This is a genomic window from Maribellus sp. YY47 (genome assembly GCF_023111095.1).
Taxonomy (GTDB): Bacteria; Bacteroidota; Bacteroidia; order Bacteroidales; family Prolixibacteraceae; genus Draconibacterium.
On record NZ_JALGYW010000008.1, the window covers coordinates 203,816 to 223,371 of the forward strand.

Annotated in this window: 17 protein-coding genes, 2 tRNA genes and 1 other RNA gene; 10 read left to right on the top strand and 10 right to left on the bottom strand. The window is 43.0% G+C overall.

What is annotated here, in order from left to right; translation table 11 throughout:
• Positions 1 to 35: 35 nt before the first annotated feature.
• Both MR764_RS08715 and MR764_RS08720 read right to left on the bottom strand, forming a co-directional pair.
• Positions 36 to 794 carry an outer membrane lipoprotein-sorting protein gene (locus MR764_RS08715; RefSeq protein WP_247979027.1) on the bottom strand — a complete coding sequence of 253 codons (759 nt, stop codon included), beginning with the start codon at positions 792 to 794 and terminating at the stop codon, positions 36 to 38.
• Between the two features lie 5 nt (positions 795 to 799).
• Positions 800 to 1,387 carry a TetR/AcrR family transcriptional regulator gene (locus MR764_RS08720; protein ID WP_247979028.1) on the bottom strand — a complete coding sequence of 196 codons (588 nt, stop codon included), beginning with the start codon at positions 1,385 to 1,387 and terminating at the stop codon, positions 800 to 802.
• 289 nt (positions 1,388 to 1,676) lie between these two features.
• Between MR764_RS08720 and MR764_RS08725 the strand changes: the two genes are divergently transcribed.
• Positions 1,677 to 3,449 carry a hypothetical protein gene (locus MR764_RS08725; protein WP_247979029.1) on the top strand — a complete coding sequence of 591 codons (1,773 nt, stop codon included), beginning with the start codon at positions 1,677 to 1,679 and terminating at the stop codon, positions 3,447 to 3,449.
• Between the two features lie 216 nt (positions 3,450 to 3,665).
• Positions 3,666 to 4,823 carry a sialidase family protein gene (locus tag MR764_RS08730; RefSeq protein ID WP_247979030.1) on the top strand — a complete coding sequence of 386 codons (1,158 nt, stop codon included), beginning with the start codon at positions 3,666 to 3,668 and terminating at the stop codon, positions 4,821 to 4,823.
• 42 nt (positions 4,824 to 4,865) lie between these two features.
• Here the strand turns inward: MR764_RS08730 and MR764_RS08735 are convergent, their stop codons facing one another.
• The 4 genes from MR764_RS08735 to MR764_RS08750 all read right to left on the bottom strand — a co-directional run bounded on the left by MR764_RS08735 (position 4,866) and on the right by MR764_RS08750 (position 9,917).
• Positions 4,866 to 5,438, bottom strand: coding sequence for a DUF2179 domain-containing protein (locus MR764_RS08735; protein ID WP_247979031.1), 573 nt, complete (start codon positions 5,436 to 5,438; stop codon positions 4,866 to 4,868).
• A gap of 24 nt (positions 5,439 to 5,462) precedes the next feature.
• Positions 5,463 to 7,037, bottom strand: coding sequence for a peptide chain release factor 3 (locus MR764_RS08740; RefSeq protein WP_247979032.1), 1,575 nt, complete (start codon positions 7,035 to 7,037; stop codon positions 5,463 to 5,465).
• Between the two features lie 479 nt (positions 7,038 to 7,516).
• Positions 7,517 to 8,710 (bottom strand): MFS transporter, encoded by a 1,194-nt coding sequence (locus MR764_RS08745; protein WP_247979033.1) that lies wholly within the window; start codon positions 8,708 to 8,710, stop codon positions 7,517 to 7,519.
• Positions 8,711 to 8,813: 103 nt separating this feature from the next.
• Complete coding sequence (locus tag MR764_RS08750) at positions 8,814 to 9,917, bottom strand: gamma-glutamyl-gamma-aminobutyrate hydrolase family protein (protein WP_247979034.1); 1,104 nt, start codon at positions 9,915 to 9,917, stop codon at positions 8,814 to 8,816.
• A gap of 130 nt (positions 9,918 to 10,047) precedes the next feature.
• Between MR764_RS08750 and MR764_RS08755 the strand changes: the two genes are divergently transcribed.
• On the top strand, positions 10,048 to 10,866 hold the full coding sequence (locus MR764_RS08755) for a prohibitin family protein (RefSeq protein WP_247979035.1): 819 nt from the start codon (positions 10,048 to 10,050) through the stop codon (positions 10,864 to 10,866).
• A 93-nt stretch (positions 10,867 to 10,959) separates the two neighbouring features.
• On the top strand, positions 10,960 to 11,454 hold the full coding sequence (locus MR764_RS08760) for a PaaI family thioesterase (RefSeq protein ID WP_247979036.1): 495 nt from the start codon (positions 10,960 to 10,962) through the stop codon (positions 11,452 to 11,454).
• A 52-nt stretch (positions 11,455 to 11,506) separates the two neighbouring features.
• On the opposite strand, the gene MR764_RS08765 is transcribed toward MR764_RS08760, so the two are convergent.
• Entirely contained in the window at positions 11,507 to 11,692 is a 186-nt protein-coding gene (locus MR764_RS08765; protein ID WP_247979037.1) for a hypothetical protein, read from the bottom strand.
• Between the two features lie 196 nt (positions 11,693 to 11,888).
• Here MR764_RS08765 and MR764_RS08770 point away from each other — a divergent pair, with 196 nt between their 5' ends.
• Together MR764_RS08770 and MR764_RS08775 are read left to right on the top strand one after the other, a co-directional pair.
• Entirely contained in the window at positions 11,889 to 13,802 is a 1,914-nt protein-coding gene (locus MR764_RS08770; RefSeq protein WP_247979038.1) for an OmpA family protein, read from the top strand.
• Between the two features lie 5 nt (positions 13,803 to 13,807).
• Positions 13,808 to 14,821 (top strand): GntR family transcriptional regulator, encoded by a 1,014-nt coding sequence (locus tag MR764_RS08775; RefSeq protein ID WP_247979039.1) that lies wholly within the window; start codon positions 13,808 to 13,810, stop codon positions 14,819 to 14,821.
• A gap of 69 nt (positions 14,822 to 14,890) precedes the next feature.
• On the opposite strand, the gene MR764_RS08780 is transcribed toward MR764_RS08775, so the two are convergent.
• The 3 genes from MR764_RS08780 to MR764_RS08790 are packed head-to-tail and all read right to left on the bottom strand — an operon-like array spanning position 14,891 to position 17,241.
• Positions 14,891 to 15,721: a hypothetical protein gene (locus MR764_RS08780; RefSeq protein ID WP_247979040.1), complete on the bottom strand. Its 831-nt coding sequence runs from the start codon at positions 15,719 to 15,721 to the stop codon at positions 14,891 to 14,893.
• Between the two features lie 15 nt (positions 15,722 to 15,736).
• A complete protein-coding gene (locus tag MR764_RS08785; protein WP_247979041.1) occupies positions 15,737 to 16,693 on the bottom strand; it encodes a glycosyltransferase family 2 protein in 957 nt (318 codons plus the stop codon).
• A 17-nt stretch (positions 16,694 to 16,710) separates the two neighbouring features.
• Positions 16,711 to 17,241, bottom strand: coding sequence for a DUF4199 domain-containing protein (locus tag MR764_RS08790; RefSeq protein ID WP_247979042.1), 531 nt, complete (start codon positions 17,239 to 17,241; stop codon positions 16,711 to 16,713).
• 282 nt (positions 17,242 to 17,523) lie between these two features.
• Between MR764_RS08790 and ffs the strand changes: the two genes are divergently transcribed.
• The 4 genes from ffs (at position 17,524) to MR764_RS08810 (ending at position 19,228) form a co-directional block, all read left to right on the top strand.
• Positions 17,524 to 17,622: signal recognition particle sRNA small type (gene ffs / locus MR764_RS08795), an RNA gene on the top strand.
• A gap of 136 nt (positions 17,623 to 17,758) precedes the next feature.
• Positions 17,759 to 17,832: transfer RNA gene (locus MR764_RS08800), tRNA-Thr, on the top strand.
• Between the two features lie 10 nt (positions 17,833 to 17,842).
• Positions 17,843 to 17,924: transfer RNA gene (locus MR764_RS08805), tRNA-Tyr, on the top strand.
• 86 nt (positions 17,925 to 18,010) lie between these two features.
• Positions 18,011 to 19,228, top strand: coding sequence for a tyrosine-type recombinase/integrase (locus tag MR764_RS08810; protein ID WP_247979043.1), 1,218 nt, complete (start codon positions 18,011 to 18,013; stop codon positions 19,226 to 19,228).
• The last annotated feature ends 328 nt before the right edge of the window (positions 19,229 to 19,556 follow it).

Sequence of the window (19,556 nt, forward strand, 5' to 3'; positions counted from 1 at the left end):
AGTCCTTCAATCCTTCAGTCCTTATCGTATCCTTTTCATATTCTGTTGCGAGAAAAACTTTCATCGATTTTTACATCAAAGTCAATCTTATTGAAGATTAAAATCGTTTTGTTTCCTTCTTCATCGGCCGGAATCATTTCCAGTCGGGTGGGCATCACACGATCGTCCATCTTTTTGATATCGCTCAGAATTTCGGTGTTAACGAGATACCCGTCTTCGTCGTAGAACTCAGCCTTCAGCCAGTGCAACTCTTCTTTCGAGATCCACATGATTACTTTACCCCAAACCACAGGCGCATCATCGTGGGGGATGAGCTGGATTTTATAGCATTCATAATTATCGATTTTCTCCTCTCCCTGTAATTTCTGATTGTAATCGTCGGCCATCGACGATTCTTTCACCAGGTCGTCGTTGGTAAAGTCGGAACCCATCCACGACTGCATCATCATCGAAGGCGGAATCTTGATCATCCGCTCGATGTTGGGTACCCAGTTCCACATTTCCTTGTCACGCTTCAGAAAAACCTGTCCTTTTTCTTTGGCAGGAGCTGTTATGTATATCAGCGAATAATCGTTCCCAAGGGTCCAGTTCTTCATCGAAACGGTGCGCGACCAGGTAGGCCGCTCAATGATCATGGTCAGTTCTCCAATGCTTGAGGTACCCCTGAATTTTTCATCTGCTTTTCTTACAATATTTTCGATGTTTATCTCCTGCGAAAAGGCGGTAAATGCGCTTATTGCCGAAAGGCAAAAAATGAAAATCAGTTTGATATTTATTGCTTTGAAATTTTTCATGTTGATTATCCTTTAATGATTTTTATACAGTTGTCAATAACGGCCTCTTCCATTTTTTCAATCGGGAAAACCCCCGGTGCTGCAACGAGGTACATGAAAGCTCCTTCAATCATGGCAGACACTGCCATCAGGTCTTTCTCCGGATCTTTACTGCCGGAAGAAACAATAAACTGGTAAAACATATGAAAAACAGGACCTGCTTTTTCCTCGTACTTCGAAGCGAATGTCGCCGATACTTTGGGCTGAAGCAGAAGTGAGAAAAAAAGTTTCCAGTAATGCAGGTTTTCCCTGACCAGCCGGAAATTCTGCCGGATAAAGTATTTAAACTCATCTTCGCTTAAAACACCGTCGTGGTTCATATCCAGATTGTCATAGATCTCGTTAAATCCCTGATCCATGATTTCGTCCAAAATACCTTCTTTGCTTTCAAAATAATTATAAGTGAGTCCTTTCGAAATTTTAGCTTTTGCCGCAATCTGGCTGATGGATGTCGCATGAAAACCGTTTTCGGCAAATAACTCCAGCGCCGTGTCCATGATCAATTGTTTCTTCTGTTTTCGGATATCGTCAAATTGTTCCGGACTTCGTGGCATCTTTTGAATGGTTTATGATTGAACGTTCAGTGAAAATTAAAAGCAAAAAATTACAAATACAAGTACAACGAGGATTAATTGACCGACTGGTCATTTATCGAACATTTGACAGATTAATTCGATGAATGGACGATGTACGGAAGACCCATTATAAATAAGCCGGTAAAACGAAAGGATGCACTAATAGTTGCAGGTTGCCTCGTAATTACTTGCTTTCTTTATGCGCAATTATTGTAACGACAACCTGGAACGAGAATAACAATCCGTTCCTTTTTTTATGCAGTTTTATATGAAGATTTTTGAAGGACATTCATTCCATATTCCCGTTTTGGGAGTGGGGTATTCCCTGGACACACCCATCAATGTTGCGCCTTACGGTATTTCTTCGGTGATTTCGCTGGTAGACGACACCTTGATGGAAAAGATGCGCGAATTTTATTGCGATAAATTTGATATTCCATTTAAGGCAATAACTCAAAAGGTCGACGATTTTCGGGCCAAACGAATTACTTCTTACCTCAATATGGTGGAAGATATTGTTACGAAGAAATTCGATGCGTTAAAACAAACCGTAACACATGCCGGTGGAGAACTGGAAAAATACCTGGAGTTGCTCCCGGATACCTCGTCGCTGAAGCAAAAGATGAATATTGGCGAGAAAGGTAAAAAAGCGGTGGAAGAGTTTAGCCGTTGGGTACACGAGAAATTGCCGCTGGGATCGATCGATGTAAATATTATGACCAAGCTGGATCAGGCGCAGCAGAAAGATGGTGAAGATTTGCCCATCGAGTACAACGATGCACATGCTGCTTTACGGGGATTTGCCAACAGTAAGTTGAGCTCGTCGCTGGTACTTTCTGCCGGAATGAGTCCGCGGTTGTACAGTTACATCGAAAACTTTGAGGATTTCTTTCCGGACGCTGAGGGACATATCAAGAAGAAAATAATTCTGAAAGTGAGCGATTTCCGTTCTGCACTGGTGCAGGGAAAAATGCTTGCCGCCAAAGGATTGTGGATTTCGGAATACAGGATTGAGTCGGGAGTAAATTGTGGCGGACATGCGTTCCCTACACAGGGAGTTTTACTGGGGCCCATCCTGGAAGAATTCAGGCAAAACCGCGATCAGCTCTACCAAACTTGTGTGGAAGCATACAGCCAGGCGCTTGAAAAGAAATCGTTGCCGCAACCAGCCGCAACGCCCGGGATGAAAGTGACGGCCCAGGGTGGAGTGGGGACCAACGAAGAGCATCAGTTACTGCTCGATTATTACAACATGGACAGCGTGGGGTGGGGATCGCCATTTCTGCTGGTGCCCGAGGCCGTGAGTATCGACACCGAAACAATGGATCTTTTGGCCAAAGGCAGAGAAGAAGATTATTACTTTAGCGGGTTGTCGCCGCTGGGAGTGCCGTTTAACAGCATTAAAGGCGCTTCAATGAGTGTGAGAAGGCTGGCACTTGCCGCCGAAGGGAAAGCAGGAACTCCATGTACCAAAGGCTTTTTAAAATTCAATACCGAATTTACCGAAAAGCCCATTTGTACAGCTTCGCGCCAGTACCAAACCCAAAAGCTGCAGGAACTGAAAGAGAAAAACTTAAGCGCGGAAGAGTACCGGAAAGCCTACGATAAAATTATTGAACGCGAGTGTTTGTGTATCGGATTGGGGATTTCGGCTTTGCTGTCGAAAGACCTGAAAGTGGCCGCAACCGAGAAAGTAACGATTTGTCCGGGACCCAACCTGGCTTATTTCGACAAGGTATCGACACTAAAAGAAATGGTGGACCACATTTACGGAAGAATAAATATTCTGAGTAAAATGCCGCGCCCGAACATGTTTGTCAAGGAGCTAAGCATGTACCTCGATATTTTTAAGGAAAGAGTGGATGCCTTCCTCGGAAATACGGAAGATGTGAAGGAGAAACGCAACCTCGAAAAATTCAGGAAAAATATTCTGGATGGAATCGACTATTACCAAACTCTTTTTGGTGAAAAGAAAAAGGAAGTGGTAGCAGAACTGGAGGCGCTGATTAAACGCTATCCGGCACTAAACGCTGATTTGTAAAAGATAAAAACCGATTATACAGAAAACGGGATTTACGAAAGTGAATTCCGTTTTCTGTATAATCAAAACTTTAGTATTCTGCATAACACGGCAAGAGTTTGGAGCTAAGTCTAGCCATGTTATGCTGTCTTGCCAAAACATTCCACCCTAAATTTCATACCTTTGACCGGATGCATCTTTAGCAGGAATCCATTCATTCGTTTAACAGTTATTGAAATGCAAAAACTAAATCTATCGACAAATAGTCGCTACACGTTTTGGGTCGCTTTGGCGCTAAGTGTGATGGTATTTTCTACCGCCTGTTCGAATAAAACGCCTGAAAAAAAAGAAATAAAGGCGCCGCAAACCGTATTGAAATTATCGCCTTCCGAAGATAATCCCCGTAACAGTGAGGGCGATTTTATCACCCTGAAAGACGGGCGGATACTGTTTGTTTACAGCCGCTACAAGGGCGAATCTACGAGCGATCATGCTCCGGCCTACTTAGCCGGCCGCACTTCGTCGGATAATGGAAAAACATGGACAACGGAAGATGAAGTGATTCTTGAGAATGAAGGGGGCATGAATGTAATGTCGGTTTCACTACTGCGTTTGCAAAACGGTGAAATTGCGATGTTCTACCTTCGCAAAAACTCGACCGAAGACTGTATTCCGATGTTGCGCATTTCAACCGATGAAGCAAAAACATGGAGCGAAGCCATCACGTGTATTACAGATAAAGAAGGATATTTTGTTTTGAACAACGACCGTGTGATCCAGCTTAAGGACGGACGTTTGCTGATGGCTGTTGCACGCCACAGTTTTCCGGGAGGCGAGTGGAAAAACCAGGGCGATTTATTCAGTTATTATTCGGATGACAATGGCAAAACCTGGAAATCGGGTGCGCAGGTGCCCAATGATACCGATGTGATAACACAGGAGCCCGGGCTGATTGAAATGAACGATGGACGTGTTATGATGTACATTCGGGCTTCGGGAGGATTTCAGCGCTTGTCGTATTCGTCGGACCGGGGAGAAACCTGGGGGCCGATTCAGTTCAGCAATATTTGTTCTCCGTTGTCGCCGGCTACCATCGAAAAGATTCCCGAGACGGGCGACTGGTTGATGGTTTGGAACTTTAACGATGGCGCTGATCCCGATATCAGGGGAAAAAGAACACCGTTGAGCACAGCCATTTCGAAAGACGAGGGAAATACCTGGGAGCACATAAAAAACATTGTGTCTGATCCCGACGGGTGGTACTGTTATACCGCCATTCATTTTCTGGATGACAATCAGGTTTTATTGGGCAATTGTGCCGGGAGCCAGTCGCAAGGAACCGGTTTGTCGGTGACCGACCTGACACTTTTGGACATGAACTGGATATACCAGTAAAATCCAGGGATTACAAATCATTAAAGGCGGTGGGATGAAGGATTATTTTCCTTTTCTCCAGCGGAGTTTGGTTTTTACCATCGGGAAAACGCCTTCGTTTACAAACTTGATGTCTTCGATCGAATAGAAGGCTTTGGGATTCGTGGTTTTGATAATATTTTCCACTTTCTTTATTTCCACACGTTTTATAATGCTGTGAATAATGCTTACTTTTTCGTTGGCGCCTTGTGCATTGTGGTAGGTGACGCCATAACCGGCTTCCCGCAGATTTTCGATCAGTCTGGAGGCTTCTTTCCGGGTAATGATCTGTATTTTCACAATACCTACAGCGAGTCGTTCTTCCAGGTTCAGACCCACGTAATTTCCGGTAGCAAAGCCAAGTGCATAGGCAACGTAACACATCCAGTTGTCGAGGTTTTCAAAGATTTTTGAGATGGCGATCAGCCAGATCAGTATCTCAAAAAAACCAAGAATAGGCGCCCAGAGTTTATGTCCTTTCGAAACCATTACGATACGAATGGTGCCGATGGTAACGTCTGCAATACGCGATAGAAAAATCAGTCCCGGAAGCAGGACATAGGTAAAAAGGTTGCTGTCGTAAAAATTGGTATCCATGAAGTAAAGTTATAAAATCTTACTTCAAAATTCCGATGTAAAATGAAAGCGTATGTTTTTGAATTCGTCCTGCGCCATTTGCAAAATAAAGGACGAATCGGCCATAAATACGTCGCGCCCCAGTTTGTCCTTGGCCATTTTCTGGTATTTACGTTTTTTGAACTCAGTCAACACTTTCGGATCATCGCTTTGAATCCAGCAGGCTTTGTACATCTGCAGCGGTTCGAAGCGACATTTGGCGTTGTATTCATGTTCCAAACGATACTGGATGACCTCGAACTGAAGCTGGCCTACAGTGCCGATTATCTTTCTGCCGTTAAACGTACTGGTGAAAAGCTGGGCAACACCTTCGTCCATCAGCTGGTCCACTCCTTTGCCCAATTGTTTCGATTTCATCGGATCGGCATTTTCCACATAACGGAACAACTCGGGAGAGAAACTCGGCAAGCCTTTGAAATGGATTTCTTCGCCCTCGGTCAGTGTGTCGCCGATGATGAGGTTTCCGGTGTCGGGTACCCCGATGATATCGCCAGGGAAAGCTTCATCGATGGTTTCTTTTTGAGAGGCCATAAAAGCCGTTGGACTCGAAATCCGGAAGGTCTTTCCGAGCCTGACATTCTTGTATATTTTGTTTCGTTCAAATCGACCGGAGCAGATTTTCACAAAGGCAATACGGCTCCGGTGGTTCGGGTCAATATTGGCATGGATCTTAAACACAAAGCCGGTAAAAGCTTCTTCTTTCGGATCGATCACCCTTTCTTCGGTGGTGCTGGGTTGCGGAACCGGCGCAATTTGCAGGAAACTGTCGAGGAGCTCCTGTACGCCAAAGTTGTACAAGGCACTACCAAAAAATACCGGAGCAAGATCGCCGGCCAGGTATTCTTGCTGTTGGAATTCGGGATAAATACCTTCCACCAGTTCCAGCTCTTCCCGTAAAACCCCGGCGTCGTCACCGATGTAATCTTCGAGTTGCGGATCAGAAACATCTTCAAATTTGATACGTTCCTGGATTTCCTGGATATCGGGATTGAATAACTTGAGGCTGCGGTTGAAAATGTTGTAAACTCCTTTGAAATCAGGTCCATTGTTGATGGGCCAGCTTAAAGGGCGAACCTTGATTTTTAACTGATTTTCCACCTCGTCCATCAGCGAGAACGGATCTTGTGCCGGGCGGTCCATTTTGTTGACAAAAACAATAACGGGTGTTTTGCGCATCCGGCAAACATTCATCAGTTTTTCGGTTTGCGGCTCCACACCTTTGGCTGCGTCAATTACAATAATAACGCTGTCGACGGCAGTAAGCGTGCGAAAAGTGTCTTCCTGGAAGTCCTGGTGACCGGGAGTGTCGAGGATATTGACTTTGTAGCCATTGTACTCAAAACCCATTACCGAAGTAGCCACCGAAATACCACGCTGGCGTTCGATCTCCATAAAGTCGGAGGTCGCTGCTTTTTTGATTTTATTGTTTTTTACTGCACCTGCTACACGGATCGCACCTCCAAACAACAATAGTTTTTCGGTTAGCGTTGTTTTCCCGGCATCGGGGTGACTTACAATTCCAAAGGTACGTCGGCGTTTTATTTCTTCCAGAAATGTCATTATCAGCTCTTTTAAATCGGGCGCAAAATTAGTAAAGAAGTTGGAAGTTTAAACATCAGTGTTATGTTTCGGGTTCAAAGTTCAGATTCCGGATACTCGAACCTTGATTCCGGATACTTGATACTCGTTACTCGATGCTCGTTACTCGATGCTCGATACTCGATGCTCGATACTTGATCCTGGATTCTTGATGTGCTTGCAGCTGAATACTTGTAGCTTGCTCCGTTTGTCCCCATTTTAGGGGGACGAGGAATTCAGGCGACTTTGACGCCGGAATGACGGAGGGGGTAGCTTGATACTCGATACTTGATACTCGATACTTGATACTCGATACTTGATACTTGATACTCGATGCTCGTTACTCGATGCTTGATTCACCAGTCCATCAATCTCATCAATCTTCTGCAATCCAACTCAATCTCATTCAATCCTTCAGTCCTTCAATCCTTCAATCATTCAATCCCTCAGTCCCTCAGTCTTTAACTGTGCTGTAACGCTTTTACTCTGGCAACCAACAGTGTAATTCCGATTCCGAAGATTCCAATAACGGCATACGAATAGCGCAAACCAAAGGCTTCAGCGATAAAACCAATAAGTGGAGGCCCCATCAGGAATCCCAGAAAACTGACACTGGAAACGGTGGCTAATGCAATTCCAGGAGGAATTTTTTCGTGTTTCCCGGCAGTGCTGTACACCGTAGGTACGATGCTTGAAACTCCCAGACCAACCATCATAAAGGCAATGGTACTGGGGATGAGGTAGGGGAAAATCACCGAGGTGAAAAGACCGGCGGAGATCATTACCCCGCAAATTTGCATCAGGAGTTTTCTGCCAATTTTCGAGATCAGGAAGTCTGCCAGGAAACGTCCGGTAGCCATCATAATCATAAACGAGGTATAGCCCAGTATGACCAGCGATTCCGGAGCTTTCACCACATCTTTGAAATATACACCGCTCCAGTCGAACATGGCTCCTTCGCTGGCCATGCTAAAGAACCCGATAATACCGAGTTGGAGTAAAATACTATCTGGTTTCATAAAGAATTTCCGGCGAGGCTCATGTTTTTTAGGATCGGCATCCATTCTAACCAGATGGGGGTAATTGATTCTGACAATCGCCCAAACCACTAAAATAATCGTAACAAAATGCCAAACCGGTTGAACTTTCAGGTTGATCATCAGAAAACCGATCAATGCGCCTGTAAAACCTGCCAGGCTCCAGCCTCCGTGGAACGAAGCCATAATGGGGCGTCCGTAAAGCCGTTCGGCAGCAACTCCCTGTGTGTTAACCGAAATATTACACATGTTACCGGTAACTCCAAACAGAAAAAGAACCACTGCAAGTTGCCAGCCGGTATTTACAAATCCAATGCTGGTTAGTGCCAGCGTATAAAGCGGTAATCCCACTTTTAGTACATTGTTGCTTCCAAAACGGGTAACGAGTTTACCTGAAAAGGGCATCATCAGAAATTGTCCGACAGGCAGTGCAAAAAGAATACTACCAAAGGCACCGTCGCTTAAGTTGAGTGCGGTTTTAATGTCGGGGATGCGGCTTGCCCAGGAGGCAAACGCCAGGCCCATGCTAAAATAAACCAGGGCAACAGCCAGCCGGGTTCTTCGCTTACCGGATTGAACGCCTTCTTCGATTAAACTTTCAAGTGTGATTCCTGACATATGATTTTACAATTTGCGGGCAAAATTAGGAAAAGCCACAGACGTAAACCGGAATGCAGTAAAATAGGGGGCGAATGTTAAGAAATCAAAACCAAAATATCTTTTATTGTTTCACTTGTTTCAGCGCTTTCGAAATATGTTTCCAGTAGGCCTTGTGAAAACGGAGGCCCTCTTTCCCTATAATCGCGGGGTAGGTTTGGGCTTCGTCGGCCGGTGAAAACTTTAAGGCCTCCCGGTCTTCATAAAGCGCTGCAACTTCAGGATGGAACTGGACGGCAAAAACATTCGGATAAACCTTGTGTACAATTCCTTCTACAATCTTACCATCTTCGGACAGAGCGGTTACTTCCATGTTTTTGCCAATTTTCTCTGCTGCCTGGTGATGGGCACTCAAGATTTTGGGCTTTTCATTTTTCTTAACTTTTACCGCTTTACCAAAAAAATCGTTCTCTGTAAATTGAATGGGGTGCAGGTTGATTCCCATCAGCAGCGAATCGTCATGTAGTTCCTGCCAGTAATTTCGGTGCAGGTTTTCACGCGAAACTTTTACCTTCTGTTCCGGTGTTTCGGCCCGGTAGAGTTCGGCCGGTATATCCTGTACCAATGTGCCTCCGGTAGCCACATTCATGGTTTGCATGCCCAGACAAAATCCGGTGACCAGGTAGTCGGGTCTTTCTGTCAGAAATGGCCGGAAGTTTTCATTTTGATAGCCACCCAGAAGTTGAAAGAGAAAAGTGGTTTCGTAATAATGCCGCTCGGGATCGGTAACGACAGAAAGTGTGTTTTCTTCTCCGTAAATGCCCGGCGGGATATCGGGGCCGCCAAAAAAGATGACACCCACAGAGTGGTCAAAAACCTTTTTTAACTGTCCGCTAATTTCGTTTTTTTCGTAGAGGTTTTCAGCCTTCAAATCGCCTTTCACAGCCTGCAGGTGAAAGTTGTTAAGCTGATTTTCTTCGAGGTATTGTTTGGTTTTTGCAAAATCGTAGTGCTGTTCTTCAAAATAAACCCCAACAAATTCAACGTTCCGCGGAATTTTGAAGATCTTATTTTCAGTCAGGTAACGGATGGTTTGAATTCGGGAAATGGTTGGGTCGCAAAGAAGCACATAGCGTTTGTTTTTATCGAAATTCTGATCAAAAAAAGTTTGGGAATAGGAACCCAGCGTAAACAATACAAGCAGGATGGAGAAGATTATTTTTTGCATGTCGGAACAGTTTTGGATACCATCAAATATAACACAATGTTTGCATTTTAGGTTCCTAAATAAAACATAATGGAACGCAGGGATGCCGCGAAAACTTGTACATTTGTGAAACAACCATAAAAAGAAAAGAATGAATTTTAATTTTAAATCATCCTATGTAATTATTGTCGTTATTGCTTTGATTGTTATTCTGTTGTTTGGCGGAAGAATGTTTATGATTATTGACCCCGGCGAACGGGGAGTGATTTTCCGACCTTATACCAGCGGTCTTGACAAAGAGAATATTTACACCGAAGGTTTTCATGTAATTGCTCCATGGAACGACATGAAAATTTATAATGTGCGTGAGCAGCAACGCGAAGAAACCATGGATGTTCTGGATAAAAACGGGCTTTCGATCAGTATGGACGTAACTGTTCGTTTTAATCCGCATTACGATAAAATTGGTTTTTTGCACGAAAAATTCGGGGAGAATTTCATCAATGTACTGGTGATTCCCGAAGTGCGATCTTCGGTTCGCCAGGTGGCCGGTCGTTATACTGCCGAAGAGATATACTCTACCAAAAGAGCTGAAGTGGAACAATCGATTATTTCGGAAACCCGTGCAACTTTGAGTGAGAATTTTATTGATATGAAAGCGCTTTTGATTCGTTCGATTAATCTGCCAACACAGATTAAAAACGCAATTGAAAGTAAACTGCAGCAGGAACAGGAAGCACTGGCTTACGAATTCCGTTTAAAAAGGGAAGAATCTGAGGCTGAACGCCGCCGGATTGAAGCCGAAGGTATTGCCAATTATAACCGGATTATTAATGAAAGTTTAACCGATAAAATATTAAAACAGCGCGGAATTGAAGCCACGCAGGATTTGGCAGAATCGCCTAACTCAAAAGTTGTGGTGATTGGCAGCGGAAAAGATGGTCTGCCTTTAATATTGGGAGGAAACTAGAATACTATAACAAAAAAAGGCTGATGCGAATCAGCCTTTTTTCTTGAGGTCTTTTGGCCTCAGCAAATCGTAAATCCGATAATTTTTGTTGAAATGAGAAAAATACGAAACCCGTGGAAAGATCCCCAAAACCATGGTGTGTACAATTGTTTCGCCTGTTCGCCTTACAACAATGCCGGACTTCAGCTCGAATTCTGGGAAGACGAGGACGAGATCGTGACCCAATGGAATCCGAATAAAACATACGAAGGCTGGCTCGGCGTTTTGCATGGTGGAATTCAGGCTACTTTGCTGGATGAAATAGGCGGTTGGGTAGTGATGTTGAAACTCAAAACTACCGGTGTAACCAGCGATATGTCCATTCAGTACCTGAAGCCCGTGACCATGGGAAACGCCGAAATTACTGTTCGCGGAAAACTCGTATCACAGGAAGGCCGGATCGCAAAAATCGACGCATCGCTTTTTAATGCAGCCGGTGAGGAATGCGCAAAAGCAAGTTTATCGTATTTTGTATTCCCGGAACGTATTGCCAAAGCACGATACAATTACCCCGGAATAGAGGCATTTTACGAACAAATAAATTCCTGATGTCAACACATTCAGGAATAGGGTGATTTTTTAAAAAAAAATACAGAATTAATTAATATTCGTCTTCATCTTCGTCGATAGTGGTGGGGTAGTAACTGTCTTCATCATTCTCATCAAATTCATCATAAATGGAGAATTTATGTTTTGAACCTTTTTCCGTCGAACCGGAATGTCTCTTTTGTTTCCTGTCGAATTTGTCAAAATCAGAGAAATTCTTACGGTTGTCTTTCTTTTTCATCGCTTTAAAAACCTTAGTCTTTTAATCTTTACGATGGAACGGGTTTTATGTTTATTTTCCCTTTATTTACCCGTCCAGCTCATTAAATTTGAATCTCTTTTTAAATTTGTATTTTAGAGCAAAATAGGAAAAAAAATAATTCAAAGAAACTTCATCATTCACAAAAATGAATTTTCAGATTAAAAAACATAACCGATTGATAAAGAGTTGTTACACCACTGGGATAGTAGCTCTTTTTATCCTTTTTACCTCTGGGTTTGCAGGGGCTCAGAACACAAAACGCACCGAAAAACTGTTCGAAACAGCACGAAGTCTTTACTCTTCTGACCAATATGCAAAAGCCATTGAAGTATGTGGGCAGATACTGGACATCGATAGTGAGGATGTAAACACTCACCTTTTGCTGTCTGAAATGTACAAAGATATGGATTCAACCCGGCTCGAGATCATTCACCTGACCAAAGCGCAAAAGAACAGCGACAACGCACTGATTGATTTTCGTTTGGGTGAAGCCTTCTACCGGCTGGGGATGTACTCCGAAGCTTTGAGTTTTTATGAAAAATACAAAGCAGTCAAAAATATTTCCGAGAAACGGCAGTTTTTGCTGGCCTGCAAAATGGCCAGTTGCAAATTTGCCATTCAGGCTATTGCCAATCCCGTTAATTTTGAGCCCAACCGCCTGGGAGATGGCGTGAACAGCGAATTCGACGAGTATTGGCCCACGCCAACATTGGATGGAAAACACCTGGTGTTTACCCGTCTTGTCCGCGACTCGGTAAACCGTCCGCAGGAAGATTTTTTTATGGTAGAGCTCGATTCAGTAAACTGGGAGGCCCAACCCATGGATGGCGTAAACACCAACGACAACGAGGGGGCTCAAACCTTGTCAGCCGATTCGCGCATCATCTTTTTTACGGCCTGCAACCGTCCCGATGGACTGGGGAGCTGCGATATTTATTTTTCGCGGTTTCTGAACGGAAAATGGACAGAGCCCCGCAGTGCTGGATCGCCTCTAAATACCTCGGCATGGGAAGCGCAGCCTACGCTTTCTTCCGATAACCACTTTTTGTATTTCTCGAGTAACCGTCCGGGAGGAAAAGGGAAAAAAGACATTTGGAGGGTTGAGTTTCTTGGATTTGGTGAAGATGGAGATCCAATGTGGGGCAAACCGGAAAATCTTGCATTGGTTAATACCGACGGCGACGAGGTTTCTCCGTTTATCCATGCCAACAATCAGAATTTCTATTTTGCCTCCGACGGACACGTTGGAATGGGCGGCCTCGATCTTTTTTCGGCATTTATTGATGAAAACGGAGAAGTTCATGATGTTAAAAATATGGGCTACCCGATCAATACCTTTAAAGATGATATGGGACTAACGATCAGTTCGATTGGAGATGTTGCTTATTTTTCTTCGGCACGAGAGTCGGACAGGGGGATGGACATTTTCTCGTTTAACCTCGACCGTGGTTTGCAACCGCAACCGGTTACTTATGTAAAAGCTACTGTTCGGAACAAGAAAACGCATCAGCCGATTGCAGCTACCATTGAACTGGTAAACATTAACTCGAAGCAGGATCAAAGCCGTACCCAGAAAGCCGATGAGAAAGGCGAGGCCATGCTGGCTCTACCTTTGCGCCGTAATTATGCGTTTAATGTTTCGGAAAGCGGTTACCTGTTTTATTCCGAATCGATGCAGCTGGCGGAGGTGAATACCATTACCGATCCGATTATTTTGAACATCGATTTGGAGCCCATCGAAATTGGGGCACAAATGGAATTGTATAATATTTATTTCGAAACGGATTCGTTCCGCATTTTGCCTCAGTCGGAACCTGAATTGCAAAAGCTGGTGTCTTTCCTGAAAACAAATCCAAAATTGAAAGTTGAAATTCAGGGACATACCGACAGCTCGGGTAATCCGGAGAAGAACCTCGAACTCTCGAAACTTAGGGCAAAATCGGTAGTTGATTACCTGGTGAGCAACGAAATTCAACTTGACCGACTGCGCTGGGACGGTTACGGAGATACAACCCCGATTGCGAGCAACGAAACTCCGGAGGGAAGAAGACAAAACAGACGTACAACAATTAAGATATTAGAAAAGTAAGAGGTATGAGTGTTGATTATCGCATCGATCATGATTCTGAAGTACCCAAATACAAGCAGGTGGTGGATTTGATTATTTCGGATATCGAATCCGGAATTTTCAAAAAGGGGCAGCGGGTTCCGTCAATCAACGAAACCAGCGAAGATTTGTTGCTTTCGCGCGACACGGTGGAGAAGGCCTATGTTTCTTTGAAAAAGAAAGGAATTCTGGCATCGGTTCGTGGGAAAGGTTATTATGTAAACCATGTGAATGTTCAGAAGAAACTAAAGGTAGCTTTGGTTTTTAACAAACTGAGCAATTATAAAAGGAACATTTATTACTCGTTTGTTGAAACCCTGGGGAACAAGGCGGGTGTTGATGTATTTATTTATAATTACAGCATCGATAAATTCGAAGAGATCATCAACGATCACCTGACCAACTACGATTATTTTGTGATTCTGCCCCAGTTCAACGACGAAAACGTTAAGGCTGCAGAAGTGATCCGGAAAATACCGAAAGAAAAGGTATTGCTGATCGACCGTAATCTGGATGTGCTGAACGATTATCCGGTGGTGTACCAGGAGTTCGAAAAAGACATTCAAACAGCTTTGGGAGAAGCTCTGCTTTTGATTTGCAAATACAAGAAATTAAACCTGGTATTTCCGCAAAACGAATTTTATTCCAGAAATATCATTCGCGGGTTCCAGATATTTTGCCAGGTGAACGAACTCGAATTTTCGGTGATTCATCAGTTTGCCGAAGAAGAAGTGAAGAAGAACGAGGCTTATGTTTTGGTTTCCGACGACGATTTATATCGCTTTATCAAAATATGCCGCGATCGAAAATGGAAAACCGGCGTTGATGTGGGCGTAGTGGCCTATAACGACAATCCGGTAAAGGAAATTCTGGAAGACGGGATTACAACCATTACGACCAATCACGACGAAATTGGCCGCACCGTTGCCCGAATGATTCTGAATAATGATTTCCGGCGGATAAAAAGCCCGTTCGAGTTTATCAAGCGAAATTCATTGTAAACAAGTTTTTGTTTGCGATGAACAGGTGATCGAAATTAACGTTACATTGTTTCGCTAAAAAACTCCCGCTTAGGATTGACTTTGCGGGTTTTCGCGTTCTTCAAGATTGAAGTACTGAAAAGCCAGAAAAGTAACCGGTATTACACTTAGCATTGTTGTAATTATCGAGGTAAGAGCTGTCCATGCCCAGTACCAGTTGGGGAAGTCGGCCAGGTTAACATCGGCCGGGGCAAAAATGCCGGTTGAAAAACCAAATATAAGAGTAGGCAACGACAATAATGTGCCAATGGCGTAAATCATCAGTAGGGCAACAATGTTCAGTGCCAGTGTGTTCCACCATTGGGAATTCACGAGCTGCCACGATTTTGAGATGGCGTAACTGATGCCTTTCTTTTCGAAAATTACAATAAAGGCGATCAGCGACAAGGTGTTGGCGATGTAAATACCCGGAAGAAAGCACATAAAAATCCCCAGGAAAGTGGCTGCTGTAAATATCAGTCCTGCACCAAGGGCAAGCAGACTGTTGTGAAAAAAATGTGAGCTGATATCCTGTAGCGTGAAATTACCTTTTCCCTGTTTTATATAGGCTTCGAGGTACGAATAATACGTGCCCACCAACAACGAATTGATAAACGTTCCGAACAACATAAAAATAAACAGGTTCGAATAAAAGGGCCCGATGTTGGCCATGATAGACTCTGTATTGCTTAGGTCGAAACGGCTAAGCACATTTCGCTGCATGTATATTTGCGCGCCTGCATACAAAACCACAAACGGAAGCACATACACCAGTAATATTCTGGAGATGGGTTTAATTTCCTGTTTTAAAAAATCGAAAGAGTCGGTAATAATTGCGCCAAGGTCGCGGGTTTTTCTGAATCGGATTTCTTTTTGCTGCATAAAAAAAGGTGCCTTTTATTCAAAGGTTTTTACTTCAATCTGGTATTTGTTTCGTTCACTCGAACTTCTGGATACCAGTTCTCCCAGAAATCCTCCCATAAAAAATTGTGCCCCTATTATCATCGATGTGAGTGCGATGTAGAAATAGGGGCTGTCGGTAACCAGGTGCCCGGTAATTCCCTGGTTGAGCGATATCAGCTTTTGAACGCCCAGGTATCCGGCTGAAAGAAAACCGATAATAAAAATGATGGCTCCGAGAATGCCAAAAAAATGCATGGGGCGTTTTACAAAGCGTGAAATAAACATCACCGAAAGAAGATCGAGTGGCCCGCGTACAAAGCGTTCGAGGCCAAATTTGGTAACACCGTATTTTCGTTCGGCATGAACCACTACTTTCTCGCCAATGTTTTTGTAGCCTGCCCATTTGGCCAGCACCGGAATATAGCGATGCATCTCACCGTACACTTCAATGCTTTTGACCACGTTTTTACGATACGCCTTTAGGCCGCAATTCATGTCGTGGAGTTTTATTCCACTCATTCGGCGAACCGTCCAGTTGTAGAGTTTGCTCGGAAGATTTTTGGTAAGAACGGGATCGTGACGTTTCTTTTTCCAGCCCGAAACCAGGTCGTATCCCTCTTCTTGTATCATCCGGTAGAGTTCCGGAATTTCGTCGGGGCTGTCCTGCAAGTCGGCATCCATAGTGATCACTACATTGCCCTGAACCGCTTCAAACCCGCAATACAAAGCTGCAGATTTTCCGTAGTTGCGCCTGAATTTAATCCCTTTAATCAGCGGATTTTCTTTTTGAAGTTTCTGAATCACATTCCATGAGTCGTCGCGACTCCCGTCATCGATCATCATAATTTCGTACGAGAATTGGTTCTCGTCCATCACACGTTTGATCCAGGCCGCTAACTCTGGAAGCGATTCCTCCTCATTAAAAAGGGGCACAACTACGGAAATATCCATTGCTAAAGTTTATGTTCTTATTCAGGAATCTCGTCAGAAGGATTCTTTTTGGTAAATATTGCTGTAATTAAGCTAATGATCAATCCGAAGAAAGCACCACCCAATATGCCCATCACCGCCAGTACGGCCGGTTTCTGGAACTTGGCAGTCATTTCCATTACCATATCTAATTGCTCTTCGGGTACTGTTCCCTTTTCAATAATTTTTTGCTCCGAAACAATGCGCAGTTGCTCCTGTAACGAGGGGTCAATTATCGCATACATCAGGTAAGTGTAGATGCCCGATACAATCGAGGCAAAAACAAGTGCCAGAATACCAACGCCTAAAGCCTGTCCGTAGGTCATTTCGCCACCGAGGCTTTTGCGAAAGTTCAATTGAGCATAAACAATCCCGGCAATCAAAATGGGGTAGGTAATATACGATGCCCATGTGGCAAACATATTATTGGTTACATACATTACTACCGAAATTAGAATAAGCACTATTCCAATGTAGATGCCCGATACAACTGATGATTTCAATAACGATGCAGGTTTTTGCTCTTCCATTTTTTTTGTTTTATAGATTAGGTTCAACAAATATAAACGTATTTTTAATGATCGGCCGAAAGGAAGGCTTTTATTTTGGACGATGAAGGTGTAGTGGGTTGGGGAATTCTTGTGCTATTTCGTCTGTTTTCAGATTGTTTTTTTAGCCGTTTCATTTTTCTGAAAAAAAATACATCATTTTAGTGTCAGGTTTTCAGTAGGATAAGTAGAAAGAAGGCAAGTTCCGTTACGCGAATGCCAAAATTAGTTTGGCGGGAATAGAAAAATTTCTACTTTTGCGCCGGGTAAGTCCTGTGCGACCAGCTCCTGCTGAATCCCCCCAGGGTCGGAAGGCAGCAAGGGTAGGCGGTTGAGCGGTGCGACACAGGTAGCTTACCCACTTTTTTCGAAAGAAAAAGCGTTCAAAAAAAAGATTGAAAAAATTGAAAAAAAAGTTTGGCGGTTTTGAAAGATTTTCTTTCCTTTGCAGCCGCTGAAACAGAAGCAACGTTCTTAAAAAAAAACTGATAAAATATATGCCGAATTAGCTCAGTTGGCCAGAGCACGTGATTTGTAATCTCGGGGTCCTCAGTTCGAATCTGAGATTCGGCTCAAAAAGTTTGGGAAGATACCGAAGCGGTCAAACGGGGCAGACTGTAAATCTGTTGGCTACGCCTTCGTAGGTTCGAATCCTGCTCTTCCCACAGTTAAATGGTCTAATTGTCTACTTCTTAGATAGTTAGGCCATTTTTTTTGTGGTCAAAATTTAGTGAATAGACAAATCGAAGATATGGCCAACAAAACAGAACTAATCAGATTGCCCCAGATTTTTAACTGCTCTGGGAGAGTTTCCCAAAAGAATAAGTGGTTTATAGAATTCTACGTTCGTAATCCGAGAAACAATAAAATGGTTCGTTTTAGAAAATACCAGGGTATTAATAAGCATCGAACACGAGTGGAACGTCAGGCTGCCGCCGAAAAAATGAAACATTATTGGACTGAAAAGCTGAAAGAGGGATGGAGCCCTTTTAATGAAGGTCTAGTTGTTTATGATGACAATCTGGAATTTCAAACAGCTATAAGGAACTATCGGAAACTTAAGGCTAAAAATGGAACTTTTCGTTTTTATGCAAGTAAATACATTAATTGGAAAAAAGCTGAATTAGAGCCAGCTAGTTTGTCAACTTACCGCAGCCGGTTGAGAATTTTTGACAGTTGGTTGGAAGGTGTCGGAATGAATGAAGTGGATATAAATTATATCACGAATCAAATTATAGTTGATTTCTCATGGCACATTATCGATAACGTAAAGTTGAGCCGCACAACAACGCAGAACTACCAGAATTTATTAAAAGAGGTCTTTAATTTTGTTTGTAAGGAACGAAAAGGATATTCTAATCCATGTTTTGATCTTCCTATGACCAGGCGAGTAAGTGATAGCCCTGCTTTACCTATTCAGGAGATAGATATTCCAATACTGAAGAAAGCCATTTTAAAATCAGACCCTCAATTATGGTTAGCTTGTCAATTTATATATTATTGTTTTATTCGTCCTCGAAAGGAACTAAGATTTTTAAGAATTGGTGATATTGATTTAGGCCGCTCCGTTATTAGGATTAAAACGGAAAACTCTAAAACAGATGTAGCGCGGGTGGTAAGCATCCCAGAAGTTTTTAAAGAAGAACTTTTACAGAACCATCGTATCGATAGTTATCCTAAAAAGTACTATGTAATTGGAAAGAAGGGGAGACCCGGAAACGACCCCGTGAGTTATAATAATATGAGTGATAGATGGGTGCGTATCAGAAGAAAATTAGGGATGCCTGAAGATTATAAGATGTACAGCTGGAAACATACCGGTAATGGAAGAGCAGCTATTGCTGGAATACCTTTACGTGACCTACAGGGACAGAATGGACATTCATCGGTTCAAATGACAGAGAGATATTTGAAAAATATTATTGGTGAAAGAAGCGAATATATAATTTCTGATTTCCCGATTTTGTGATTAGCGATAAGACAAATATTCGGTAAGGCTTTATACTCTTTAGATAGAACGGATAATAATTAGGAGTAGCTTTGGAGATCGGAATTCAGGAAATAGGAACACTTTTAAAGAGTCAAAAAAAGTCATCAGACCAGGATTTATAGATTGAATTTTAACCCCGAATGGCAGGAATTATTTTTTCTTTAATTCTTATATTCACATCACTAGTGGGTATTAAAAATTAATAGACGTTCTTTGAAATTCTTTGTTAGTCGTACTTGTAGCGATTTTTGATAGCGTGACGATTTGAATTGAAAATACGGATTTTTGCATGCAAACAAGCAATTAT